The sequence below is a fragment of the Algoriphagus vanfongensis DSM 17529 genome (assembly GCF_000429465.1).
Taxonomy (GTDB): Bacteria; Bacteroidota; Bacteroidia; order Cytophagales; family Cyclobacteriaceae; genus Algoriphagus; species Algoriphagus vanfongensis.
This window is the reverse complement of the sequence record NZ_AUBX01000009.1, coordinates 601,140-626,336: the sequence shown is the minus strand read 5'-3', so window position 1 is coordinate 626,336 and position 25,197 is coordinate 601,140. Positions and strand designations below refer to the sequence as shown.

Below are 25,197 nucleotides of genomic sequence, written 5' to 3'. Positions count from 1 at the left end.
AACTCCAGCTTAGTATAATCAGGAACGATAAATCTTAATTGTCTTGGGGAATCTCCAAAAATAGAGCGATCAGGTCTTTGGGAGTTTGTACATTTTTGAGCTTTTCCTCTTGTATAAAAAGTTGGAGCTGAAATTCTAATTCAAAAATAAGTCCGTTGATAAAAATGGGATCCATGTCGAGTTCTTGGATAAAGTTGTCATTCTTACGTGCACCAGATAGACTGATGCCGTAGGAGTGAAAGACCTCGGCTGCTTTTTTGAGAATAGTAAAATGTGGGTTCATAGTATCGAAATTAAATGGCAGTAGAACAGTTTTTAGATAGATTTTCTTTTGACCTGACTAGGTCTACGAAAAGAAAATTAGGAAAGATGCCTAAATAATATTTTTTAACTAGTGATTTCTACAAACCAAAAAAAGTGCCAGAACAGATGATGGGAGAATTGTATCCTATTGATTAAGAAAGGATTATATATTTCATTTTCAATGAAAAGAGTTTTTGAAGCTATCTTCTTCAGAATACTGCATTCTTTTTCGGTTTCAACTAAGATGTCAACCTATAGAAATTTGAAGTGTTCTGAACTTTGCTACCAGGCCGAAACTACCCCTCAATCAGTTGTACTATTTCTGAGGGATTGCTTTCATATTTTATCTTCTCAGCCATTTCCAATGCGTTCTTTTTATAGACCACATTTGCGTAGAAGTCGAGAAGTAGCTTTTCAAAATCAGCGGCGTTTAAGCGATGAATTGAGATTCCTAGTGGTCCCAGGCCACGATCGGCCACGAGACGATTCCAAAAATACTGATCAATAATATGTGGTATCACCAACTGACTACAGCCAGATACAGCTCCTAAGTGTGTAGTACCAGATCCTCCATGGTGGATCATGCCATGCATCTGTGGTAGCACCCAGTCATAGGGTATCTGATCTACAAAATAAATAGACTCGGCTGCAGTCTCGATCCGGCTGAGTCCTCCCCAAGAAAGATTGATGATGGCTGGAATCTTATGTTTTACTAGACAGTCTATAATCAATTGAGTATGCTCCAAAGGCTTTGGATTACTCATAGAGCCAAAAGTGACTAAAATGGGTTTAGCATGCGTCTTTATCCAGTCCAATAAATCAGGGGCAGCTGTATAATCCTTTTGCTGATTTCGTTGGTAAAAGCCGGTTAAGTGAGCTGCAGAAGGCCATGTACTGGGTTTGGGAAAAAGATGGGGAGAAATTGTATATAAGGTTTGCAATTGCTGGGTTTCGAAGGCCTTGAGATCCTGAATTTTCACTCCTGGTTTTTTGAAGTCCTCTTGGTATTTTTTCCAGTACCTTTTCATGATTCTTCTACGGATGCCATTGATCAGGGAGTAACTTTTGAAGTTCCATTTTTTAGAAAAAGTCCATTTTGCCAATCCGATATGCGGGTAATCGTAGCAAGGATGACCGATGCATGGAATAGGGGAAAGGAGGAGAAATTTATCCGGCTGCATCATGGCTGCCAGATAGCAATACATGGCTTTGGTATGAAAGATGGTTCGGTCTGGTTTGATTTCGAGAATTGCGGATCGCTGCTGCTCGATGATCAGGCCTTGTAGTGAGAAAGAATCCCTCACCAATTGGAGGTAACCTTTGAACTGTCCCCATCCGCTACCTCCTCCCATTACTTTTTTTCCGCTTTGACTTTCGAGAAGCATCAAAAACCGCTTGTCGAAAGCCCTGAATTGATAGCCTAAACTTTTGACCAAGCTTTCAAATTGAGCTGGAAAAAGACAGGTGATTTCATGACCTTTCGCCGAGAGTATTTCAGCCTGAGCCAAGAATGGCTCTATATCACCTCTCGTACCCAAAGAAATAAGCAGGATTTTCATAGAAATTTTTCTTTGAAGGATGCTCGTCGTAGCTTTAAGCCTGAATCTAGTTTTTGTTTTTCAGAAATCCACTCTGTTTGGGTTTTCTATCTATTCTATATCAATTTATGAAAGGAATTATTTTGGCCGGAGGCTCTGGTACACGACTTTATCCTTTGACCATCTCTGTCAGCAAGCAGCTAATGCCAGTCTATGACAAGCCGATGATTTACTATCCATTATCAGTATTGATGATGGCAGGCATTCAGGAGATTTTGATCATTACTACTCCGGATGATTCAGAAGCATTTCAGAAATTGCTCGGTGATGGTTCCCAGGTAGGATGTCGCTTTGAGTATGCCGTGCAGCCTTCGCCGGATGGATTGGCTCAGGCATTTATTATCGGAGAGGAATTCATCGGTGATGACAAGGTCGCTTTGATCCTTGGAGATAATATTTTTTATGGTTCAGGGTTGCATAAGACTTTAATTGAAAATACTGATCCGACTGGAGGAGTGGTTTTTGCCTATCATGTCAATGATCCTGAAAGATACGGGGTGGTAGAATTTGACGAAGAGCAAAAAGCCATCAGTATCGAAGAAAAGCCAACAAAACCCAAGTCCAACTTTGCGGTGCCGGGCTTGTATTTTTATGACAATAAAGTGGTCGAAATCGCCAAAAATATCAAACCAAGTCCAAGAGGAGAACTTGAAATCACCGACATCAACAATGAATATCTCAAAATGGGTGAATTGCAGGTAGCTATTCTTAATAGAGGTACTGCATGGCTAGATACCGGCACTCACCAGTCTTTGCTTCAAGCGGCCCAGTTTGTAGAAGTCATCGAAGAAAGACAAGGGTTGAAGATCGGATGTATCGAAGAGGTGGCCTATCGAAGTGGTTTTATAGGTAAAGAAAAGCTACTGGAAGCTGCTGAAAAATTGGGGAAAAGTGGCTATGGTGTATACCTGAGAAGACTAGTTTCTTAAGTAAATACAAAATAAAAGCCCGATAGACTTGAGTTGATCAAAGCTATCGGGCTTTTTTATATCCTTTTATTGGTGAAATTGATTAGATCCAGAAATCTTCTTCCCACAAGCGGAAGCCTCCTTTGAAAGCATTTTGATTCGTACCTAGACGGCAGCCTTCAGGTACTGAAGTCAGAATTTTGGAATTGCCGCCACCCAGTACGATATCGTCTGGCTGGAAAGCGTCTGACAACACACTGACTGCTTTGAACACATGCTTCTCCCACTTTTCTTGTCCGTTTCGGAATAGGTACGGTTTTCCTACGTAGTTTTCGAAGGTTGATTTTTTATAAGGTAGGTGGCCTCCTTCGATCGGAAAAATAGTCTTATTCATGACCATGGAAGTGCCCAAGCCTGTCCCTAGACCGAGAAAAAGCAGCTTTTTTCCTTCATAACTTCCAAGAGCCTGCATAGCTGCATCATTGATGATCTTGATAGGGCAGTTAAAAGCTTTTTGAAAATCAAACTTAGTCCAGCCATTGCCCATATTGACAGGCTCATTGACTATTTTATTGTTTTTGACGACCCCTGGAAAGCCCATCGTGACCACGTCATATTCCCAGTCTGCAGCATATTCTTTAATGAGGGGGAGCATTTGGTCTGGAGAAAAATCGATACCAGATGGTATCTTGATTCGTTCTGGTTGACCGGTAGCCAATATTTTCACATTGGAACCTCCAATATCTATTACGAGGATTTTCTTGTTGAATTCTTTCATCCGAATTGGAAAGTAGTCACAAAAAGGACTGATGCAGTAGTAAAATAGAAATACAGATTCGAAACTAAAAAAATTAAGGCAAAAAGCCTGTCGCTTTTTGCCTTAAATCAGAAGAAATCAGCGTTGCCAAATTGAATTCAAATAGAAACTAATTTGAAATGATAATTCTGGGCTTCGTTTTGATTCCAAGAAATTTTAGTGCGTAGATGGTAGAATGCTTCCAGTAGGGTGGCATTGCTCATTTCACCTGCATCGATGGCATTGAATCCTGCCAATTCGATCAAGCGCTTGACTCGGAGTCTTTCGGGGACATCTTCTCCACAAAAGTATGTCTCTTTGATCACGCCAAAGGTGTCATTTTTGGGATAGTCCAAGCCCAAATTGTTAAATGCCTTGAAAGTAAAAGCCTTTGGAGCAGCTTTTTTGATCAACTGGGTATTACTTGTTCTGAGTTTCTTCTCAAAGCCGGCATTTGTACAGTCGATGATGATTTTGTCTTCAGTGTCGGTATTTTTCAGTGCTACCCAAATCTCCGGCAGGTAACCGTTTTCTGCACAGATCAAGACAAAGTCGGACTGGATAATGGCCGATTCATAAGGGCAGATGCGGTGATAGACACGGTTCATCATCTTCCATTCTATTTCTTCGGTATCAAAATCAGGACGCACTCCAAATACCACCTGTACTCCGGCGTCGATTAATTTTTTACCTAATGATTTGGCCAAGGAGGATTCTCCTAGAATTCCAATTTTCATAACTGGGATAGTTTTGAGTGAAACTAGTGGGTGAAAGGAAAGATATTTCTTTCCAAGTTCGCTTATAAAACACTGAAAACTAGTCTGTTTGCAAATCAAATCAAAATAATATTTTGAAATTTTCTCAAATACAATATGATGTTCATTAATCAGCCTTTGAAGTCCAAAAATTGAGCTATGAATGATGTTTTTAGGAATTGTCCGTTCTCGTACTTTGAATTTTCAATCGGCTAGTTTAAAAAGAAACTCTTGCTCTCAATGCCAACGCAAGCTTGATTTTTCCAAAGGATCTATGTGATGAATTGTGACAAACTCCTGATCCCGAATGGTATTCCACCATTGGAGGTAATAGTCTGCGACCTCTTCTTGAACCTCAGGACTCTGCTCGATGTACTCAAAAGTCAATTTGTCTTCGACCGTTGGATTTTGTGAAGGAAAACTGTTCAGCGCAAGTTGTGGGTCAAATGACCGAATGCGGATGGACTCGACAGTCCAAAGGACGTACATGCCTAGACTGCATTCGAGATACCAAGCTGATGAGATTGGATTCGTGGGGAAGTTGGTGATTTTTTGCATTTCTCCAGCATAGGACAAAAGTGCTGGAATATCCTGGGAGGTAAATGTTGGTAATTCGGCATGGTCATATTTGCCTGCTTTGAGAAGGTTGACATAGCGCTCCACACTCATGACCGGTGGTGTAGACTCGTCCTGACAGCTAACTAATCCCAGCCCAAATACGAGTAGAAAAAAAATTGGAAGACGGTTCATATCAGGATTTATTGAGTTGATTTTTTTTAATTTAATAAAAACGAGGTTCATATATATCTTCTCAAAATGAATAACTCATTTTTTCATCTTATTTCCTTAACATATTGATAACAAAGGGCTGAGTAGTCTATTTTTTTCCTTTCGCGGTAGTCTAGTTGAATAGAAAGCCTATGAAAAATCCCACTATCAGAGAATTAGTAAAGAAGCTCTCTCAGGGGAATATCTCCAAGGAGGAGTTTATCCATTTTCTCCAAAAAATAGAAAAAGACTCACAAACTGAAGAAGTGGATGAGGCATTCAGAGAACTGTTTGATCAGATTGTTTCAAATGGGACTGAAGACAAAAAAGAAGACAACCAGTAAATATCCTAACCAATAAGCTTATGAAACATTTTTCCAAACTAGTAAAACCCAAAATACTCTGGCAGGCGCTGGCGGTAGTGGGTATCATGGCCCTGCCTTTGGCCAGGGCAGAGGCCGAGATCGTGCCTGACTCGGACTTGGAAGCATCGACTCTGGCTCAGCGTATCAGTGGCAAAATCACATCTGAAGTAGATGGACTACCGCTTCCAGGAGTGACGATTTTAGAGAAAGGTACTACCAATGGAACTGTCACTGAGATAGACGGAACTTACTCTCTAGAAGTGGCAGGTCCCACTTCTGTGTTGATATTTTCCTATGTAGGCTACAATGCTCAAGAAATAACAGTTGGAAATCAATCTGTAATTGATATCTCTATGGAAGAGGCTGCAACTGATATGTCGGAAGTGGTCGTGACTGCCCTGGGGATCAAAAGAGATCAGCGGTCTTTGGGCTACGATGTCTCCAATGTGAAAGGAGAGGAATTGACTCAGGTATCACAAGAGAACGTATTGAGTTCTCTATCCGGAAGAATGCCAGGCGTGACGATCAATCAGACAAGTGGTCCAGGTTCGTCCATGAGTATGGTGATCCGTGGTGCTACATCTCTGACTACAGACAATCAGCCACTATTCGTAGTGGACGGTGTTCCTATGTCCAACTCACTAAATAACATCCGTCAAAATGGTGACGGGAATCAGATTGATTATGGTAATGCCATTTCAGATATCAATCCGGATGATATTGAAAGCATCTCTGTCCTCAAAGGTCCCAGTGCAGCGGCACTATACGGTACCAGAGCAGGTAATGGGGTCGTGATCATCACGACCAAATCTGGAGGTTCAGGTAAAAATATGGGAGTCTCCTTTTCCACTAGTAATGTTTTCGAGAAACCTACCAGACTCTTGGATTTTCACTATCAATATGCAAATGGAAACAGAGAAGGTGTATTCAACGAAGGATCTGCCTACTGGGGAGGCCCACAACTGAATGCTGGAAATACAGCTATCCAATGGAATAGTCCCACGGATGAAAATGGCAATCCTATCGCCACAGAGCTTATGGCATATCCGAATGCGATGAAAGATTTCATGCAAACTGGAGTGACTTCCACCAATAATTTGGCTGTAGACGGTGGAAATGATCGTGCTACTTACAGAGTATCCTATTCCAACATGCTGCATCAGGGGATGATCCCAAATTCTGATTTGTTTCGAAATAGCTATTCTACCTCATTGACATATAAGATTCTGGACAAGTTGACTTTCACATCCAATCTTAACTATACCAATAGCAAATCCAATGATCGACCAAGTACGGGAGATCGAAGAGCCAATCCACTGGAAGCAATCTACGCGTCCTCCTATGTAGACTATGAACAGATGCGTGATATCTGGATGCCAGGTCAGGAAGGAGTCCAGCAAATCAGGACTTCTGCTGGAGACAATCCTTACTTTATCGCTTATGGAATCGAAAATGCTTTCGTCAGAGACCGAATCTATGGAAATGTGGCCTTGGATTATCAGTTTTCAGAATCATTCAATATCCGGGTTCGCTATTCCTTGGATAGGGCTGATGAAAATCTAGAAACCAAAATCCCTTATAGCTATAGCCGTATGGCTAAAGGTGGCTATTACGTTTCCGATATTACGACTCAAGAATCCAATGCAGACTTTTTGGCTTCTTGGAATAAAGACCTTGGGAAATTGGATATCAATGCCTCTGTGGGTGGAAACATTATGAACCGTTTTGGTAGAAGTACCAATGTAGGAGTAGGAGGAGATAGAAATAATGGCTTGGTGATCCCGGGGATTTACAATGTTCAAAACATTCCTGCGGACAATCGATCCATGAGCAATTCATACTATGAAAGAGGAATCTACTCTATTTATGGTTTGGCCTCTTTTGGATATGCTGACCAACTGTATCTTGATTTGACTGCAAGAAATGACTGGTCATCCACACTTCCTAGAGACAATAGATCATATTTCTATCCCTCGGCTTCTTTGAGCTGGCTTGCCAATTATACCTTGGGAATGCCTGAAACCATCGACATGTTCAAATTGAGATTTGGGTATGCTCAGGTGGGGAATGATACCGACCCATACAACTTGCTACCAAATCTTTCCACAGGAGTCTATAATAATATCAATACGGCCAGTATGCCGTCTGGACTCTTAAACCCTAGCTTGAAGCCAGAGCAGGCAACATCCTACGAAGGAGGGATTGACTTGAATATGTTCAACAACCGCTTGAGATTCACAGGAACGCTATACCAGATAGACAATAGAAATCAGATTTTCTCAGTCAATCTACCTTCTTCCTCCGGCTACTCAGGCAGATTGATCAATGCGGGTCTGATCCGAAGCAAGGGGATAGAACTCTCTTTGGGCGGTACGGTCATCAGCAAGCAGGGCTTTACTTGGGATGTAGATCTTAACTGGAGTAGAAATAGAACTACAGTTGTCGAGTTGGCGGATGGTCTTGACAGGATCACCTTATGGTCTGAAAATGGTGGCGGTGCCATCACTTTTGTCGGGGAAGAAATTGGAAATATGTACAGCAGTGGATTTGCTCAGGTAGAAGATCCTAACTCTCCTTACTATCAGTGGCCGATACTATCCAACGCAGGCGAATGGCAGGAGCTGTCGGACACTGAAAGCCTACGAAAAGTCGGGAATTTCAACCCTGACTTCCAAATGGGGCTTCAGACTACATTCAATATCAAACGATTTGTGATCGGAGCAAGTCTAGACTGGAGACAGGGCGGAGAATTCATGTCTTTCACCTATCGCTATGGAGAGTCTGACTGGAAATCCCAGCGACAATTGGACAATTTGATCCCTGGAGGTCTGTATTCTGCTGATGAACTGATCGCCATGCTGAAATCCAATCCTGGAAAATACATCATCCCGGGTCCTGGAAATTTCCCAAGAGTAGGTGGTCACACAGCCGAAACAGGTGGTTTTCCAGTTGATGAAAACGGAAATGATGGGGCATTTGTACCGGGCGTGATCTTAGTCTCTGGTGGAGATACACCGGATGACTACAGCGATGACGTGTATGTGGAGCATCTAGGTGGTGAAGGAACGAATGTCTATCCGATCACCAATACGTATCCGTGGGATTACAATGAGCAAGTGACATTTGATGCTTCATTTATTAAGCTAAGAGAACTCAGCGTAGGTTATAGATTCCCGACTTTGGGCAAGCTTCGAAATGCAACTTTTTCCATCTACACGAGGAATCTGATGCTCTGGACCAAAGCCGATATTGGAATCGATCCTGAGAGAGCTTTCTGGGCCAACTCCGGTACACAAGGGAATACTTCATCCCAATTCCGTCAGGGAATAGAACGACAAAATGTGATGCCATGGAGCTTTCCAATAGGCTTCAAATTGAATTTTAACCTATAATTTCAAATCAAGGAATCATGAAAATCAATTCAAACTATACAAAAGGTCTTTTGATCGCTTTGATTTGCTGGCTTGGAATGACCGCCTGTGATGACAAGCTGGATGACATGAATGTCAATCCTTACGGCATCGATCCGGCCGAGGTAAACCCCAACTTGCTAATGCCTACAATCTTAGCTGCATCTGCGCAAAGCTATGCTAATCTTGGTGTCAATGACCTCGCAGGAGCAGTGCAGCATACGCAAAAAAATGGCTGGTATGGAGGGCATAATAACTATGCCTGGGAAGATGTCAGCTGGGCTGGTTGGTACAATATTCTAAGAAACAATGACCTGCTCTACACCCGTGCTGTAGAGATGGATCATGAGTTTTTCCAAGGAGTAGCGCTGACTATGAAGTCTTTTGCCTTTGGCAATATCACGGATTTGTGGGGAGATGCTCCTTTTTCAGATGCATTGAAAGGCAATGAGAGTGAAACTGAATATCAATTTCCAAAATATGATAGTCAAGAAGTAATTTATCAGGGAGTCATCGCTGATCTTCAAGCTGCTGTGGCGATGTTTGAAAATGCAGACAATATAGGTGTAGTACCTGCCAATGATTTGTTTTTCGGAGGAAATGTAGACCTATGGAAGCGCTTTGCAAACTCACTGCTTTTACGCTATTACATGAGAATTTCTGTCAAAATGCCTGCTGAAGCGCAAGCTGGAGTGGAAGCAATCTATGCCTCTGGTGACTACCTGATGACTCCTGGTCAAGATGCGGTATTGGACTACACCGGAGGAGCGAGTGACATCTGGATTACTCAGCACGTGAGATTGAACCCGGATGATTTTACACGCTACCAGGCTTGCCAGACTTTTATTGACCAATTGATGGGAAGTCAAGATCCCAGGCTTTCGGTTTGGTTTGCACCGGTACGCGTTCAATGGGTAGCAGACGAATCACTGGAGACCGCCACTGATGATATCATCTACATGAATGGTGAGCCTTTGACTGTAGCCACGCTTCCATTTGATGATTTTGTAGAGATGTATCCAGATGATGAATTTACTAGAAAGTACAACCCTAGTCTGATCAGCCTAAATGATGCGATGTATGTGGGGCTGCCACCATCACTGATGGTGCCTGAGTCTTACAATGGCAACCCTTCTCCTGGGCAAGGAACTCACAATCAGCACGTATCTACATTGGCTGATATCTACCAAAGCTCAGGATCAGCAGGTGATATTTTGCAAGCCAGAATGCTTTCCTCAGCTGAAGTCAGCTTCATTTTTGCTGAAGCAGCTATCAAAGGATGGAATGTAGGTTCGGCACAAGATCATTACTATGCCGGAATCCAAAAATCTCTTGAAACATGGGAGGTGTCGGATGACTACGATGCGTTTATTGCAGAAGAAGGTGTTGCATTTGACAATACACTTGAGCAGGTGATGGTACAGAAGTGGGTGGCTAGCTGGACATCTGCTGCAGAGGCTTTTGCTGATTACAAGAGAACAGGATATCCTATGCTGACTACCGGACCTCAATCTCCTCAGCCAAAAGTTGCTTTGAGATTCCAATATGGAAATGATGAGTACAATAACAATGGAACCAATATCAATGGAGCTTTGGATCGTTTGGAGTTGACGGAGTATTCTGGTGGTTTTGGAAAAGATAGCCAGTGGTCTAAGTCTTGGCTCTACCAAGGAACCACAAGTCCATGGTAAGGAACTGAATGTACAATGTTAAAAAGGCTGGGATTGTGAAATCCTAGCCTTTTTTCATGTCAATCCAGGCGAGGAGGACAGAATTGAAGGTGGTAGTTTTTTCAACTTATAAATTCAGGTAATTTTACCCCCATGAAAACAGCCGCATTAATCCCCGCCCGATTCGCTTCTACCAGATTGCCTGAGAAGTTGGTTCAAGACCTTCACGGTAAATCAGTGATACAGCGAACTTATCAAAGCACGGTGGATACGGGGCTTTTTGATGAGGTATGGGTGGTGACGGATCACGAACTGATCCAGAGTCAGATCGAATCTATCGGTGGGAGAGTGTTTCGGTCTCAGAAGGATCACCATAGTGGTTCGGACCGGATAGCAGAAGCATTGGCTTTGGTCGATGCTGATGTGATCATCAATGTGCAAGGCGATGAGCCATTTCAGGATAAGCAATCTCTGGAAGATTTGACGGCTTCATTTGAAGATGAAAGTGTGAAAGTAGCTTCTCTATATTGTTTGATCCGGGAAGAAGAGGCACAAAATCCCAATGCGGTTAAAGTGGTACTGGATGCAGGATCCAATGCCCTTTATTTTTCCAGATCACCAATTCCATACAACCGAGAAAAGCTGACTGATTTAGAATACAAAAAACACATCGGAGTCTATGGTTACCGTAGAGAGATACTGGAGGTGTTTCCTTTTTGGGAAAAAGGAAAGCTGGAGCAGGTCGAAATGCTGGAGCAATTGAGATTATTAGAAAAAGGAATAGCTATTCGGATGGTGCCTACTGAGCACCGAGCAATCGCTATAGACACTAAGGCAGATCTGGAAAATGCCAGAAATTACTTTATCAGCCGAGGGCTATAATTTTTTGTAAATCAAATTAGAGATCAAAGAAACTTCTTCTTCTGGATACCTTGAGATCCTGAAGGATACTGGATTTGACACGGATGTCGATATTGTAGGATGTGAATCGTCCAAAAGGAACCCAGTTGACATTCATCTGCCAGCAGTGAAGATCTCTTGCTATTCCTATCATAGACTGAGTGATGGATTTTGCCTGTAAGTCAATTCCTGTATTGAAGTTGATTTTCCACTTTTCGGAGAGAGAAACATCCCCAGAGAGTTGCAGCGCTTGAGTGATATTCGTGGTTCCCGTGGTGGATTTGTTGTAGGCAAAATTATACCCAAAGGAAAGGTTCCAAGGTATATTCCAGTCGATGTATTGACTGGGATCATTCACGATCTGATTGATTTGACTTTCTACAAAATCATCCAAAATACCTCCTTGCTGTAGAAATTGATTGGTCAACTCATCCCGTACTTCATTGGGATTTTGTGTGTTGCTGCTCGGATTGATGGAGGCATTAAGGTTGAGGGAAGCATTTCTGATGGTACCGAGCCCCTGATTGTTTTTCCAGGCAAATTCATTAACTCTTCTTTCCAAGACTGCGCCTGATGAGTTGGTATAGCTAGTCGTGGCATAAGGGTCCAAAGTAGTACTCATATTGACAGAGAGTTTTCTCTGGAAAAAACTCGTACGTGCCGAAATTCGAATGGGAGCAAGATTAAACGAGTCAGCGGCAAAATTGTAGCTGGAACTCATATCCAGGTTTTCCAACAAAGGAATTTTCTTGGTTGGATTTTCTCCAGTACTGTCTTGGGAGTTTTTTACTTTGGCTTCCAAAACCGTCCTTAAACTCATCGTCATAGACCGTGACTCGCCGGCTGGCGCACCTCCGTAAATAAACCCTGAATGTCTATTATATAATCTAGTGTCACCTTCCGCATTCGTCTGCACATTTTGGTAGTAGCCAAAAGATGGATCTGTAAAATCAGGCGTATAGCTAAAGCCAACAGAGGGGTTGATATGCTGCCGAATGGTCTCTATTTTTCCCTTTTTGAAATTGAAAAAGCCGTAGATATTGGTAGTCATATTGAATGAGCTTGTATAGGTAGTGATCCTATTGAAGCCATCCTCTACGATCTGATCTACTCGCTCAGACACAGGATTATAGAAGTAGTTGAGCTTCTGCAAATACCAAGTCTCTGATACATTGAATGAACCTGTCCCGGTGAAATATTTGAATAGGGTGAAATTGGAACTGATCGGAATTCTATGCTGTGCTCCCAGGTTCGCATTTTGAAGGAGGTAGTTGAAATTCTCCAGATTGAAAGGGACTAATTCTGTCTGAGTAGTGCCTCCAAGTTCCTCGTCGATCGGGGTGGTACTAGTGATTTTATTGGTGATGGAGTTTCGGAAATCAAAAGTCCAAGCCACATTGAAATTACGAAGAAGCTCTACTCGTGAAAGGTTTTGAAAAGGCTTTTGCCTGTTCATACTCACATTGAGGTTAGGTAGTCTCAACTGTACTTCCCCTGTGGAAATAGACTGGGAATGCTGTGCTGATGCCGATAGGGAAAATGGTGTTCCAGCAAATTGCTTCGTATAATTGACACTTGACTGAAGGTCAGATTGAATATTGTTCTGGAAGTTATTGCTAATAACTGTATTAAAATAGCTGGTACTACCCACATTGACTGATGCTGAAAATCTGCCAGTTCCCCTTGTTTCGGGAGTATGATTCCATGTGAGGCGGAAAGAATTGTAATCAGCTGGATTGAGTTCTGTTTCCGGAGACTTGAATTTTTGAAAGTCCATATTGAAGCCCCCACTGAAGCGGTACCTCTTTTTATAAACTGATTGGGCCTTGGCTCCCCAGCCACCTTTGGAATAAATATCACCAGTGACTCGGGTATGGATGAAGTCGTTGATTGCAAAGTAGTATCCGAAATCCCTCAGAAATAATCCACGAACTTGCTCTTGACCATAGCTTGGGAAAATAATCCCGGAGGCTTTTTCCTCAGGCGTATTAGGGATGATCCCAAATGGCAAACCCAATGGAGTAGGAATTCCATTGAAATAGAGATTAAAAGGTCCAGAAACCACCTGTTTACCTTCGATTGACTTAAGCTTGTTGGAAGAGATATGCCAGTGTGGCTCTGTCAATTTACAAGTAGTGTAGTAGCCATGGTCGAGATAGATGCTTCCATCATCAGTTTTCTTGATAGTTTCGCCCCGCAAGATTCCATCTTGCTGCTCAGTCACTACATCCTTGATGATGGCTTTTTGGGTTTTGAAATTGTAGCGCATCTCCTTCCGGATTTCATAGACTGCGTCTCCATCTTTGAAAAAAGGATTGCCTGAGATCGTACCTGTACTATCTGTCACGCCAGAGGCATAAAGTTCATTGTTTTCCCAGTCTATGATGATCCTATCCGCATCGAGTCGCATCTGACCGTATTCAAACCACGCCTGATTGTAGAGATAGACTTTATTAGTAGTGAAGTCTGTCACAATACTATCCTCAGCGTAGTAGTTGATTTCTGTAGTAATCTGACTAGGAGGCACAATATTTGTCGTATCCTGAATAGCAAGTGTGTCTGCGGTAGTGGTCAGACTGTCCAGGTTGACCTCGGGTGGAAGCTGCAAAGTATCTGGAACAGAAAGCCTTCTCTCCTGCATCCTGACAGGACGCTGGGCACTCGCCAGGATAGGCAAGATCAAAAGAAAGAAAATACTTAAAAAAAGGAGCTTGATTCCCTGCACAGCTGCTTGCGCTTTATTTAATTTGAGTGAAATTTCGCGTAAAGTTAATTTTATTGCCCTCATGAGACGGTCCAAAAACAAAAAAATTCTTCTAAGTCTGATTTTATTAATTCCATTTGTGTTTGGAGGGTTTATTCCCAATGAAACGATGATGCCTGCTTTTCGGATGAAAAAAATCGTTTTAGATGCAGGACATGGTGGAAAAGATCCTGGAAATCTGGGTTCTAAGTCCAGAGAAAAGAATATCAACCTAGCTGTGACGCTGCTGGTGGGGAAATATATCGAAGAAAATCTTCCGGATGTAGAAGTGATCTACACCAGAAAAGATGATAGCTTCCCGACGCTTCAAGAACGTCCCCAGATCGCCAACAATAACAAAGCAGATCTTTTTGTGTCCATTCACTCCAATTCAGCGGCCAATAGGTCTGCCTACGGCACCGAAACGTTCGTGATGGGGATGAAGCACTTTGAAGGAAACTTTGATATCGTCAAAAGAGAAAACTCTGTGATGATGCTCGAAGAGGATTACAAAGAAAAATACGAAGGCTTTGATCCATCCTCCCCGGAATCGTACATCATGTTTAACCTGATGTCCAAGGCATTTTTTGATAATTCTGTGAGTTTGGCTGATCAGATCGAAACTCAATTTAGAGATAGAGTAGGAAGAAAAAGTAGAGGGGTCAAGCAAGGGCCGTTCTACGTGCTTTGGACTCCATCCATGCCTTCTGTATTGGTAGAGTTAGGCTTTCTTTCCAATAGTAATGAGGAGCGCTTCTTGATGAGCAAAGAAGGTCAGGAATACATGGCCTCCGCGATCTACAGATCTATCAGAGATTACAAATTGGAAATAGAAGGAAAGAATTAAACAATAAGAAAATCGTAGGATTCAATCAGTAAGAAGACTGAAGAGCAGAGGAATAGTATATACATTCTCTGTTCTCCAGTTTTTTTTTGCTTCCTAAGTCATACTGCCTTTTGATTGAGATTTAAAGAGCTCATGAGAGTAAAGCTTGAGATACTTTTGTTGGTTGTGCACCTCAAATCCTTGTCATTTTGGTAGGATTTCAAATCATGGTTTTTATTTCGATTCCCTCAAATAATCAATTTTTTCGATCATCATACTAATTTTCCAATCCTAAATTCAGAATACCAAATATCTTCCTGTAGATTGGGAATAGATCATTTCTAAACCCAAATCACCGGTATACTATGAGTACATCAGGCATTCATCAGCTACTAGAGACACTACAGCACAAACTGGATCAGGTCAAGCTTGGCGGCGGAGTCAAAAGGAACCAACGGGAGCACGACAAAGGAAAACTCACTGCTCGTGAAAGGATAGATTACCTTCGAGATCAGGATACAGAATTTTTAGAGATAGGAGCCTTTGCAGCTGATGGGATGTATCTCGAAGAGGGAGGCTGTCCATCTGCTGGAGTGGTCACAGGGATAGGTTATGTAAGTGGAAGGATGTGCGTGATCGTAGCCAATGATGCTACTGTGAAGGCTGGAGCTTGGTTTCCCATGACTGCCAAAAAAAACCTAAGGGCTCAGGAGGTAGCGATGGAAAACAGACTCCCCATTATATATCTTGTTGACAGTGCAGGAGTATACCTGCCAATGCAAAATGAAATCTTTCCCGATAAGGAGCATTTTGGAAGGCAATTTCGCAACAATGCTAAAATGTCATCCATGGGGATCGTTCAAATAGCCGCTATCATGGGGTCCTGTGTAGCAGGAGGGGCCTATTTGCCCATCATGTCTGATGAAGCGATGATAGTAGACAAGACCGGATCCATTTTTTTGGCAGGCTCTTATCTAGTCAAAGCAGCTATAGGAGAGGTGGTAGATAATGAGACGCTGGGAGGTGCCACCACACACTGTGAGATCTCCGGCGTCACTGACAATAAGTATGAATCGGATGAGGCTTGCCTTGATGCGATCAAATCAATTTTTGATAAAATAGGAAAATCAGAATCTGCTGGGTTTGATCGGAAGAGCCCTCAGGAGCCTGAATACTCAGTAGAAAAGCTACTCGAAATCTTCCCAGCAGAAAGAGTGAAACCCTACGATATGAAGGAGGTGTTGAAAGGCTTGGTAGATGGGGGAGAGCTGGAAGAATACAAACCCGATTATGGTAAAACACTGGTCTGCGCCCATGCGCGTATTGATGGCTGGGCAGTAGGAATTATAGCAAATCAACGTAAAATCGTAAAAAACTCCTCTGGTGAAATGCAAATGGGGGGCGTGATCTACTCCGATTCAGCAGACAAAGCAGCGAGGTTTATCATGAACTGCAATCAGCGCAAAATACCGTTGGTATTTGTACAGGATGTCAGTGGTTTTATGGTTGGGAGCAAAGCAGAGCATGGAGGAATCATCAAGGACGGAGCCAAAATGGTCAATGCAATGGCTAATTCGGTTGTGCCGAAATTCACACTCATATTAGGCAATTCCTACGGAGCGGGAAATTACGCGATGTGTGGGAAGGCTTATGATCCCCGCCTCATCTATTCCTGGCCGACTGCCCAAATGGCTGTGATGTCTGGTGCATCGGCTGCCAACACCTTGCTTCAGATTAAGGTTTCTTCTCTCAAAAAGGCTGGAAAAGAATTCACCCCCGAAGAAGAGAAGTCCTTGCTTGAGGAGATCACCTCCAAATACAACGAAGAACTGAGCCCTTATTACGCCGCTGCCAGACTTTGGGTGGATGGAGTCATAGATCCGTCAGAAACAAGAAAAGTAATTTCCATGGGAATAGAAGCGGCAGACCATGCACCGATTAGTGAAAAATTCAATGTTGGAGTGATTCAAACCTAATGTTTTCTTAATTTTCCCATTGGGATGCATTTTCCCAAGTCTTAAAATTACACTTCTGTCAATTCATGAAAAACCCAAGTGCAGACCTACTGAATCCAAAAAATCGAAGAGAGTTCATCAAGAAGACATCCCTTGCAAGTCTCTGTACGCTGTTTGGGATTGATCTGGTTTTTTCAAAAAACATCCCCAAAGATTACATACCTCTGGCTTTTCAGGACGCAGATCCTTTCGCTTTATTCAAAAAGAATAAGGAATTGATCGTACTAAATAATAAACCCTGGAATATGGAAGCACCTGCGCATCTTTTGGATGACGCGGTTACACCGTCTTCGAAGATGTTTGTGAGAAACAATGGTCTGATTCCTGAAAACATTGATGTTAATTCTTGGACTCTGACCATAGATGGAGAGGCCGTAAAAAGTCCCAAAAGCTATACGCTTCAAGAGCTCAAATCAAAATTCAAACAATACACTTATCAGCTGACTTTGGAGTGTGGCGGTAACGGTAGGAGTGAGTTTTATCCTCCGGCAAGTGGAAATCAATGGAAAGTGGGTGCTGTTTCCTGTGCTAAATGGACCGGAATTCGACTCAAAGATGTGCTGGAAGATGTAGGGATCAATAGTAATGCGGTGTATATAGGCTATCATGCTGCAGACAAGCATCTGTCCGGTGATCCCGCCAAAGAGCCGATTTCAAGAGGAGTGCCACTTGCCAAAGCCCTGCAGGATGAGACCTTGCTGGCTTTTGCAATGAATGATGAAGACATTCCTTTGGCTCATGGTTATCCCTTGAGATTGGTAGCAGGAGGATATCCAGCCTCTGCTTCAGGCAAGTGGCTCAATCGGATTTCTGTGAGAGATCGTGTCCATGATGGATCCAAAATGGAATCACCATCCTACAGAGTTCCCTGTCAGCCTGTAGCACCAGGAGAGGAGGTGGCAGAAGATCAGATGTGTATCATCGAATCCATGCCTGTCAAATCGCTGATCACCTATCCCAAATCTGGGGCTATGATCAATCAAGGAAGAAAACTGGAAGTAAGAGGACATGCTTGGGCGGGTGAGTTGGAGGTAGCTAGTCTGGAGATATCTATTGATTTCGGTGCGACTTGGAAGAAAGCCAAACTGGACAGACCTGTCAATCGTCTGGCTTGGCAGCATTTTCAGGCTACGATTGATTTTCCTCAAAAGGGATATTACGAAGTTTGGGCAAAGGCTACGGATCAGAATGGAATCTCCCAACCTATGTTGGTTCCGGGCTGGAATCCAAAGGGATATCTGAATAATGCCTGTCACCGCATTGCAATCAAAGTGAGCTGATGGAAGATTTCAAAAAATCTCTACGATTGATCACAAGTTTGATTTTGGTAATTGTCCTAGCAGTAATTGGACTCCTAGTGGGCATTTGGTGGTGGAGCGAAAACCCGGATTATTTTCAGTCTGATGAACAAATTGAAGAATTGGATAGTATGCCCACTGCTCCCATTGAAGTAGATTCTGATGAAGTCGTAGATAGTATCCACGTAGCCTCTGGCTTGATTGCTGATGAGGGATATCAGATGGTATTGGCTAATTGTACAGGCTGCCACTCCGCAGATCTTATCAAGCAAAACAGGGGTACGGAGGATTATTGGAAAGGACTGATTGTATGGATGCAAACTACTCAAGGCCTTTGGGACTTGGGTGAAAATGAAGAGACGATCGTCCAATATCTTTCAAAAAACTATGCCCCGACTCAGGAAGGGAGAAGAGCCAATCTTTCCGGTATCAAATGGTATCAGCTTGAAGAGTAGGAGGGTAGTCCAATTTGAATTCCTGTTGCTGAAAATTGGTTATATTCAATAATCAAAAACATCTGAATGTCTGAACTTACCGAAAGTGAACTGCATGCCTTGGTTTCTCTCCTAGATGATGGAGATATGGAAGTGAGAACGCATGTGAGAGACCGGATTACCTCCTTGGGAGTAGGGATTATACCTTTTTTGGAAGAAAAATGGGAGCATAGCTTTAACCCGGAAATTCAAAAGGAAATCGAGATCTTGGTTCACGACCTTCAGTTTGCCTTGCTGAAAAGCCGGCTTTTAGATTGGAAGAACTCTGAAAACAAAGACTTGCTGACGGGCCTCTGGATCATCAATACCTACCAGTATCCAGATTTGGAATTTGAAAAGCTCAACGCTGAGATGCATCAGATTTATTTTGAGGTTTGGACAGCATTCAAAAATGACTTACCTCCCTCAGACCAGATTAGGATTATCAATAATGTGCTTTTCAATACATTGAGATTTTCTGCCAATACCAAAAATTTTCATTCGCCGGGGAACAGCATGCTTTCGAATGTGTTGGATACAAAAAAGGGAAACCCAATTACTCTATGTGCCATTTACATGCTGGTGGCTCAGAAGCTGGGTTTGCCAGTTTATGGAGTCAATCTACCCAATTTGTTTGTTCTGACTTACAAATCCCAAGACAGTACCTTTTATATCAATGCTTTTAATAAGGGGTTGATTTTCAATAAAAAAGATGTGTCTAATTATCTTAATCATTTAAAGATAGAACCGAAGACTAAATACTTTGAGCCGACGGATCATTTACAAATAATCCTGCGAAGTTTTCGAAATCTTGTGCACTCTTTTGATAAATTAGGTGAACCTGAAAAAGTCCAAGAGATCAAAGAGTTAATTGCGATTCTGGATTCTTAAAATGCCTTTACATTACACCCTGTAGCTCTGACTTGCGCCGGACTGGGAGTTTCTCCTCGCAGGACCTGATTGATGGCTCTCTCTAGCGTTTTTTCTGATACAGAAGCTTCTGCTTGCGGATTGTTGTCGATTGCCCCTTTATAGGCTATTTGCGCTTGATTTTCACCTGGAGTCAGGATGATGATTTCCGGGATTTTGGTGATGCCGAGTTGCTTGACCAGTTGTAAATCAGAATCGATCAGATAGCTCATGTTGATGTCGGATGCATCGACATATTCTCTGAGCACCTTCTGATCATCAGGACTATCCCCAGACTCTGGATTTACGAGTACAAAGTTTATTCCTTTGTTGCTATAGCTATTTCGAAGCTGAATGATCCGCTCTTCATACATTTTTGCAAAGGGACATTTGAGACTGTGAAATATCAGAATCAATGCTTTGTCTCTCATGAGGCTTTCTACCTGCATTTGTTTCCCCGTGACTGCGTCGATACGCTCGATCGATTGGAAGCCTTGTGCTCGAATAGCTTGGGTAAGCAGAAGAAATAAAAGTAGAAGGGTTAATCTTTTCATATTACCAGATAGTATAGGTGAGGACGACATCACCCAGGATTTTAGCTTCGATTTGATAGTGATGATCTGCATAGTCAGTGCCTCTGATTTTGCCGTGAATGATCGTGTCTGTCGGAGTAAATGGCTCCAAGAGGATATTATCCCTAAATGAAACACCTCTTTTTCCCTGACACTTGAAAATACTCTCTTTCGCAGACCAAGCCAATGTATAATGAACAGGATCATGATGAAGAAAATCAATCTCTTTGGGATCCAAAAATCTAGTGCCTATTCTGAGAATTTTTTCACGAACAAAATCCATATCAATACCTACAGGACTATCTCGGTGATAAATGGCTCCTGCGAGACCCATCGTATGGCTGAGTGATACATATCCTCCGCCACTCATCGAGTGCGACTTGCCGTGCTCATCTTTGAAAAAACCAGGATAGGGGATTGCCATCAGGTCGAGTGCTTCTTTGATGGCTAGTCTGGCAGTGATCCATTCCTGTTTTTTTTGCTCATGAGATATGTTGGCAAGGGAGAGTTTTTCACGAAAACTGAGGAAATCCAAATCTATACCCGACCGGTCTTCAATAATCTTAATGGCCAAGGCCGAGGAAGTATCAATTTTTTCTATTTTTGTTTGCATAGGCCAAAAGGGCGATCCTTAGCTACAGCCAATATATGTTAAAAATCCAAGTTAATAAATCACACACGCTGACCGGACACAACGATTGCATTTATGCATTGACGGAGGGACCTGATCCCAGATTTTTTTATACCGGAGCAGGAGATGGCATGGTGGTCGAGTGGGATCTGGATCATCCCAAAGATGGGAAATTGATCGCGAAACTGCCACATTCCGTGTATGCCTTGGAGGTGGATTCACAGCGAAATTTGTTGCTCATTGGGCATAATTTTGAAGGGATTCATGTGATAGACCTGCAGGAAAACAAAGAGATTTGGTCTCTTAAAATGACTGATCAGGCGATTTTTGACATCAAGGTGATCGGTGACAAAGCACTGGTAGGCACCGGAGACGGCGTGCTGATCGTAGTGGACCTTCCGAGCCAGTCTATTCAAAAGCACATCAAGCTTTCATCCAAAAGTATCCGCGTCATGGATATTGCCTTGGAAAAAATGCATCTGGCCATTGGGCTTTCGGATCATAGTATTAAAGTTTTGGATCTTAATCAAGATTTTCAGCCGATTGCCAATCTAATAGGACATAGTAATTCAGTTTTTGCTTTGGCCTATTCGCCTGATGAGCAAGTCTTGGTCAGTGGATCACGGGATGCTCATTTGAAGTTTTGGGATAGTGCCAGCTATGAATTGAGTGAGGATATCGTGGCGCATATGTATGCGATCAATTATATTTCATTCAAGGAAAATGGCAAATTATTGGTCAGCTGTTCCATGGATAAATCCATCAAAGTCTGGGATATTGAATCCCGAAAACTTCTTAAAGTCATCGATAAGGCCAGAAATGCCGGTCATGGCACAAGTATTAATAAGGTCGTGTGGAGTAGCTATAATCAGGATGTAATATCTGTCTCCGACGATCGTACCATTTCAATTTGGAATATCATAGAACCCCAACATATATGAAAATCACACCAGCAGCTATCCGCTCTCAGTCTTTTGAGACTGCTTTTAGAGGATTTGAAAAGAAAGATGTTTCGGCATTTTTGGATGAAGTCAGTCAAGTCGTGGAGGCATTGAACCAAGAAAATCTGGAGCTAAAAAGTAAGCTGCAACAGGTGGAATCAGAAGCCAAAAGACTGAAGGATGTGGAAGATTCACTCTTCAGGACACTCAAAACGGCAGAAGACACAGGAGCGAGCATCATCGAAGAAGCCAATGAAGCTGCTGACCAGATCATCTCTGAGGCCAACCATACCGCGGAGCACGCCACAGCCCATGCCAATCAGCTGCTACAGGAAGCCAAACAAAAAGCAGAATCCCAGGCGGCTGTCATTATAGGTGCTGCAGAAGCCAAAGCCAAAGAGACCATCGTTGAACTGAGGGAAAGTATGCAAGGTCTGGTAAGATCCTATGAGGGACTGGTGGAGCAAAGAGAAGCTTTGGTCAAGAGCTTGAGAAGAATCTCTCAAGATAGCCTCAATCAAATCGATCTTTCTGATGCTCATTTTTCGCGCATCGATGCCAAAGCACACCAGAGAGCAATCGAAGAGCTTAGCCGTTCTCAGAAATTCACGTTTGCCAATTTGGAAGCTTTGACCGAGGTCGTCACGGCTCATGTCGAAGCTGAAGTAGAAAGTGAATTCGCTCCGGAAAATCAGACTGAAGGTCCTATGGATGAGATGGAGGTCATCGAAGAGCAACTGGAACTGGAGGCTCATGCCTCTACTCCGGATATAGAGACTGAGCCGGAATCAATTCAAAATGAGGAGCCTGAAGTAAGTGAAGCCGAACCGGTGAAGGATGAAGTCGTAGAACTTGAAAAGAAACAGGAGCTAGAAGAGGAGAAGATGGCTGAGCAAAGTGTGCCCACTGAAACTCCTCGAATAAAGGATGAGGAAGATCCCAAAAAGCAATCTGGTTCCTTTTTTGACCAATTTGACTGATGGGGAAAGTAGCACTTGAAGGAATTGAGTTTCACGCTTATCATGGAGCTTATCCAGAAGAAACGGTTTTGGGTAATAGATTTACCTTAGATCTAGAACTCGAGACAGATTTCAAAAAGGCCATGCTGGAAGATGATCTTAGCGCCACTGTAGATTATTCCAAGCTGTATCAATTGATCAAATCCAGAATGGATGTGAAAGTGAAATTGCTGGAGCATTTGGGCCACATGATTGTTTCAGATATCCTCGAAGTGTACCCCGAAACCAAACAGATACGACTGACGCTCAAGAAGCATGGTCCAGCGCTGGGTGGCTTAGTCAAATTTTCGGCTGTCCAGATCCAATATCCAGAAGATTACCAATAAGTAAGTATGTATTCTAGAGCTGAAACTTCCAGAATTCGGAAGGAGTTTTGGATTTCCTTCGGAAAATATATGAAACCTGTTCCTAATGCACAGGGAATGCGGATCAATTGGCCCAACTATAAGACTGGGATCAAGGATATTTATTTTCGGATGAAAGCCGAGCGGGGATTTGTCTCCATCGGAATCGAGGTGTGTCATGCTGACGTAGAGATGCAGGAGTTGATTTTCGAGCACTTTCTACAGTTGAAAAAAATTCTTTTTTCCTGTACTCAAGAAGAATGGAGCTGGACATTGCATCATAGCAACGAAGTGGGGCAGACTGTATCTAAAATTGAGAAAAGAGTCGATGGACTCAATGTCATGGATGAAAAAGATTGGCCTGAGATGATTGCTTTTCTCAAACCCAGGATCATTGCCTTGGATGAATTTTGGGATTTGGTCAAGCCAGGTTTTGAGGATCTTTAGGAATTTTGAATTCCGCCCTTTCAGGGCTTTTTATACCATCCAGGAATTGTTTCTAAGGAATTGAGGCCTTTCAGGCCTAGTTACTTTCGCATAAAACCGGAAACTCGATGTTATTCTATTAAAGCCCTGAAGGGGCTAGAATCCTTAGAAAAGAGGTTTCAAATTCTCCAATAGCTCCAAAGGAGCGAGACTAATTCCAAAGGTATTTTTCATCAAACTCAATTTGATAGGCTTTCAAAAAAGCCAGGTACTCTTCTTGAAAAGTCTTGGATTGGTGGTGCTTCCTTTGATTCTTGATATAGCTTATCACCTTGTCAATATCCCTAGGATTGACCGAAAATGCTCCATAGCCATTTTGCCAATAAAAATTGTTCAGATTCGGAGACAGAGTCTTCATGAACTTTGAAGAGTGAGTTTTTATATGCTCCATCAAAGTAGCCAATGCTATATTTTTTGATAAATGACAGAGAATGTGAACATGATTCAAATAGCCTCCAACGGCAATTGGAACACAGTTTTGCTGCTTGCAAATTCCTGAGATATAGGAGAAAAGCGGTTCCTCAAATTCCTGCAAGATTAGATTTTCTCTGGCCCTTGTAGAAAAAGTGATATGCAAAATCTGTTTGGTAAAAGTGCCGGACATTTGGACTCTTCTAAAAATTCTTTTTCGTGTACGTAAATTCACCAATACTTGTCTGGCCATCTTTTGAACCCATACTCACCCAGACATTCATTTGATCGCCTTTTCTTTCCATCGTCAATCCATCGAGATAAAGTACATTTTCGCCCATTTCTATGAGTTTGAATTCGACCCATTCTTCCTTCTCTTCCCATCCGGAAAGATCAGCTCCGAAGTGTTTGAGTTTGAGGGTAAGACTTTCACCGTCTTGGATGAGATGAAAAAACTCTGAAAAAAGTAACTTTCCTTCGTTCCAAAATCGAAAAGTTCCCATCATCTGGCCGTCTTTGGCCGGTAGCCATACTTCTTCGCATTCACCACCTAATCCTGGTCCTGCCCAGTACCCGACGACCCATCCTAGATCTTGGATATTCCCATTAGCTGGTTTTTCACCCTCTTTGAGCGTTTTTACTTCCTGAGCTAATGCAGCGAAACAAAGAAAGACGAGTGTGATCAGCGATAGAAACTTTTTCATAGCCTGTGGATTTTACTACAAGCTACTAAAATATCACAAATCGTGTCTTTTAGGTAGATCAGGATTCACAAAAGTAAATCCTCTTGCTTCATCCCCTTCAAAAAAGTCTATCTGCATCCCCATCAAAAACATGACATGTCTTTTTTCGATCAAAACCGGAATATCCTGCAACACAAATTCTTGATCGCCTTCTTTGGCTTTGTCAAATCCTAAAGCATAAGACATGCCCCCACAGCCACCTCCTTTGACACCGACCCGGAGGGAGTAGTCTGAAGGAATATTTTTGTGAGTCATGATGTTTTTGATCTCAGTTTCTGCTTTTTCTGTGATGGTAATTGGTATCAGCATGCAA

General features: G+C 42.5%; 25 protein-coding genes. 14 read left to right on the top strand and 11 right to left on the bottom strand.

What is annotated here, in order from left to right; all coding sequences use genetic code 11:
• Window positions 1-34: 34 nt before the first annotated feature.
• Both G460_RS0104095 and G460_RS0104090 read right to left on the bottom strand, forming a co-directional pair.
• Entirely contained in the window at window positions 35-283 is a 249-nt protein-coding gene (locus G460_RS0104095; RefSeq protein ID WP_026954169.1) for a hypothetical protein, read from the bottom strand.
• A 316-nt stretch (window positions 284-599) separates the two neighbouring features.
• Window positions 600-1,862, bottom strand: a complete 1,263-nt coding sequence (locus tag G460_RS0104090) for a glycosyltransferase (protein ID WP_026954168.1) — start codon at window positions 1,860-1,862, stop codon at window positions 600-602.
• A gap of 107 nt (window positions 1,863-1,969) precedes the next feature.
• Between G460_RS0104090 and rfbA the strand changes: the two genes are divergently transcribed.
• Window positions 1,970-2,830 (top strand): glucose-1-phosphate thymidylyltransferase RfbA, encoded by an 861-nt coding sequence (gene rfbA / locus G460_RS0104085; RefSeq protein ID WP_026954167.1) that lies wholly within the window; start codon window positions 1,970-1,972, stop codon window positions 2,828-2,830.
• Between the two features lie 82 nt (window positions 2,831-2,912).
• Here the strand turns inward: rfbA and G460_RS0104080 are convergent, their stop codons facing one another.
• The 3 genes from G460_RS0104080 to G460_RS22550 all read right to left on the bottom strand — a co-directional run bounded on the left by G460_RS0104080 (window position 2,913) and on the right by G460_RS22550 (window position 5,110).
• Window positions 2,913-3,587, bottom strand: a complete 675-nt coding sequence (locus G460_RS0104080; protein ID WP_026954166.1) for an ROK family protein — start codon at window positions 3,585-3,587, stop codon at window positions 2,913-2,915.
• Between the two features lie 137 nt (window positions 3,588-3,724).
• Complete coding sequence (locus G460_RS0104075; RefSeq protein ID WP_026954165.1) at window positions 3,725-4,342, bottom strand: NADPH-dependent F420 reductase; 618 nt, start codon at window positions 4,340-4,342, stop codon at window positions 3,725-3,727.
• 255 nt (window positions 4,343-4,597) lie between these two features.
• A complete protein-coding gene (locus tag G460_RS22550) occupies window positions 4,598-5,110 on the bottom strand; it encodes a DUF4943 family protein (protein WP_169817495.1) in 513 nt (170 codons plus the stop codon).
• Between the two features lie 170 nt (window positions 5,111-5,280).
• Between G460_RS22550 and G460_RS0104065 the strand changes: the two genes are divergently transcribed.
• From G460_RS0104065 to kdsB, 4 genes are all read left to right on the top strand, one after another.
• Window positions 5,281-5,472: a hypothetical protein gene (locus tag G460_RS0104065; RefSeq protein ID WP_026954164.1), complete on the top strand. Its 192-nt coding sequence runs from the start codon at window positions 5,281-5,283 to the stop codon at window positions 5,470-5,472.
• A 20-nt stretch (window positions 5,473-5,492) separates the two neighbouring features.
• Complete coding sequence (locus tag G460_RS0104060) at window positions 5,493-8,885, top strand: SusC/RagA family TonB-linked outer membrane protein (protein ID WP_026954163.1); 3,393 nt, start codon at window positions 5,493-5,495, stop codon at window positions 8,883-8,885.
• A gap of 17 nt (window positions 8,886-8,902) precedes the next feature.
• On the top strand, window positions 8,903-10,594 hold the full coding sequence (locus G460_RS0104055; RefSeq protein ID WP_026954162.1) for a SusD/RagB family nutrient-binding outer membrane lipoprotein: 1,692 nt from the start codon (window positions 8,903-8,905) through the stop codon (window positions 10,592-10,594).
• A gap of 132 nt (window positions 10,595-10,726) precedes the next feature.
• Window positions 10,727-11,455 (top strand): 3-deoxy-manno-octulosonate cytidylyltransferase, encoded by a 729-nt coding sequence (kdsB, locus tag G460_RS0104050; protein WP_026954161.1) that lies wholly within the window; start codon window positions 10,727-10,729, stop codon window positions 11,453-11,455.
• A 16-nt stretch (window positions 11,456-11,471) separates the two neighbouring features.
• Here kdsB and G460_RS0104045 read toward each other — a convergent pair whose 3' ends face one another.
• Window positions 11,472-14,198, bottom strand: a complete 2,727-nt coding sequence (locus tag G460_RS0104045; protein ID WP_026954160.1) for a putative LPS assembly protein LptD — start codon at window positions 14,196-14,198, stop codon at window positions 11,472-11,474.
• A gap of 61 nt (window positions 14,199-14,259) precedes the next feature.
• Here G460_RS0104045 and G460_RS0104040 point away from each other — a divergent pair, with 61 nt between their 5' ends.
• From G460_RS0104040 to G460_RS0104020, 5 genes are all read left to right on the top strand, one after another.
• Window positions 14,260-15,063 (top strand): N-acetylmuramoyl-L-alanine amidase family protein, encoded by an 804-nt coding sequence (locus G460_RS0104040; protein WP_026954159.1) that lies wholly within the window; start codon window positions 14,260-14,262, stop codon window positions 15,061-15,063.
• Window positions 15,064-15,407: 344 nt separating this feature from the next.
• Window positions 15,408-17,018 carry an acyl-CoA carboxylase subunit beta gene (locus G460_RS0104035; protein ID WP_026954158.1) on the top strand — a complete coding sequence of 537 codons (1,611 nt, stop codon included), beginning with the start codon at window positions 15,408-15,410 and terminating at the stop codon, window positions 17,016-17,018.
• 65 nt (window positions 17,019-17,083) lie between these two features.
• The gene (locus G460_RS0104030) at window positions 17,084-18,337 is read left to right on the top strand and encodes a sulfite oxidase (RefSeq protein WP_035463835.1); all 1,254 of its coding nucleotides are present in this window, start codon (window positions 17,084-17,086) and stop codon (window positions 18,335-18,337) included.
• Window positions 18,337-18,810: a hypothetical protein gene (locus G460_RS0104025; RefSeq protein ID WP_035463834.1), complete on the top strand. Its 474-nt coding sequence runs from the start codon at window positions 18,337-18,339 to the stop codon at window positions 18,808-18,810. The genes G460_RS0104030 and G460_RS0104025 overlap by 1 nt, the downstream gene beginning before the upstream one ends.
• Window positions 18,811-18,876: 66 nt before the next feature.
• A complete protein-coding gene (locus G460_RS0104020) occupies window positions 18,877-19,719 on the top strand; it encodes a transglutaminase-like domain-containing protein (RefSeq protein ID WP_026954155.1) in 843 nt (280 codons plus the stop codon).
• Here G460_RS0104020 and G460_RS0104015 read toward each other — a convergent pair.
• Both G460_RS0104015 and G460_RS0104010 read right to left on the bottom strand, forming a co-directional pair.
• Entirely contained in the window at window positions 19,716-20,291 is a 576-nt protein-coding gene (locus G460_RS0104015) for a redoxin domain-containing protein (protein ID WP_026954154.1), read from the bottom strand. The genes G460_RS0104020 and G460_RS0104015 overlap by 4 nt on opposite strands.
• Window position 20,292: 1 nt before the next feature.
• On the bottom strand, window positions 20,293-20,922 hold the full coding sequence (locus tag G460_RS0104010; RefSeq protein WP_026954153.1) for a 4'-phosphopantetheinyl transferase family protein: 630 nt from the start codon (window positions 20,920-20,922) through the stop codon (window positions 20,293-20,295).
• A 35-nt stretch (window positions 20,923-20,957) separates the two neighbouring features.
• On the opposite strand from G460_RS0104010, the gene G460_RS0104005 reads away from it, so the two are divergent.
• The 4 genes from G460_RS0104005 to G460_RS0103990 are packed head-to-tail and all read left to right on the top strand — an operon-like array spanning window position 20,958 to window position 23,691.
• The gene (locus G460_RS0104005; RefSeq protein ID WP_026954152.1) at window positions 20,958-21,881 is read left to right on the top strand and encodes a WD40 repeat domain-containing protein; all 924 of its coding nucleotides are present in this window, start codon (window positions 20,958-20,960) and stop codon (window positions 21,879-21,881) included.
• Window positions 21,878-22,861 carry a DivIVA domain-containing protein gene (locus tag G460_RS22545; RefSeq protein ID WP_051315902.1) on the top strand — a complete coding sequence of 328 codons (984 nt, stop codon included), beginning with the start codon at window positions 21,878-21,880 and terminating at the stop codon, window positions 22,859-22,861. The genes G460_RS0104005 and G460_RS22545 overlap by 4 nt, the downstream gene beginning before the upstream one ends.
• A complete protein-coding gene (folB, locus tag G460_RS0103995; protein ID WP_026954151.1) occupies window positions 22,861-23,226 on the top strand; it encodes a dihydroneopterin aldolase in 366 nt (121 codons plus the stop codon). Before G460_RS22545 ends, folB begins: the two co-directional genes overlap by 1 nt.
• Before the next feature lie 6 nt (window positions 23,227-23,232).
• Entirely contained in the window at window positions 23,233-23,691 is a 459-nt protein-coding gene (locus G460_RS0103990; RefSeq protein WP_026954150.1) for a DUF4268 domain-containing protein, read from the top strand.
• A gap of 190 nt (window positions 23,692-23,881) precedes the next feature.
• Here the strand turns inward: G460_RS0103990 and G460_RS0103985 are convergent, their stop codons facing one another.
• From G460_RS0103985 to G460_RS0103975, 3 genes are read right to left on the bottom strand one after another with little or no spacing between them, the layout of a single operon-like run.
• On the bottom strand, window positions 23,882-24,334 hold the full coding sequence (locus G460_RS0103985) for a transposase (RefSeq protein ID WP_026954149.1): 453 nt from the start codon (window positions 24,332-24,334) through the stop codon (window positions 23,882-23,884).
• A 10-nt stretch (window positions 24,335-24,344) separates the two neighbouring features.
• Window positions 24,345-24,845: a DUF6265 family protein gene (locus tag G460_RS0103980; protein ID WP_026954148.1), complete on the bottom strand. Its 501-nt coding sequence runs from the start codon at window positions 24,843-24,845 to the stop codon at window positions 24,345-24,347.
• Window positions 24,846-24,878: 33 nt separating this feature from the next.
• A complete protein-coding gene (locus G460_RS0103975; RefSeq protein ID WP_026954147.1) occupies window positions 24,879-25,193 on the bottom strand; it encodes a HesB/IscA family protein in 315 nt (104 codons plus the stop codon).
• Window positions 25,194-25,197: the final 4 nt, after the last annotated feature.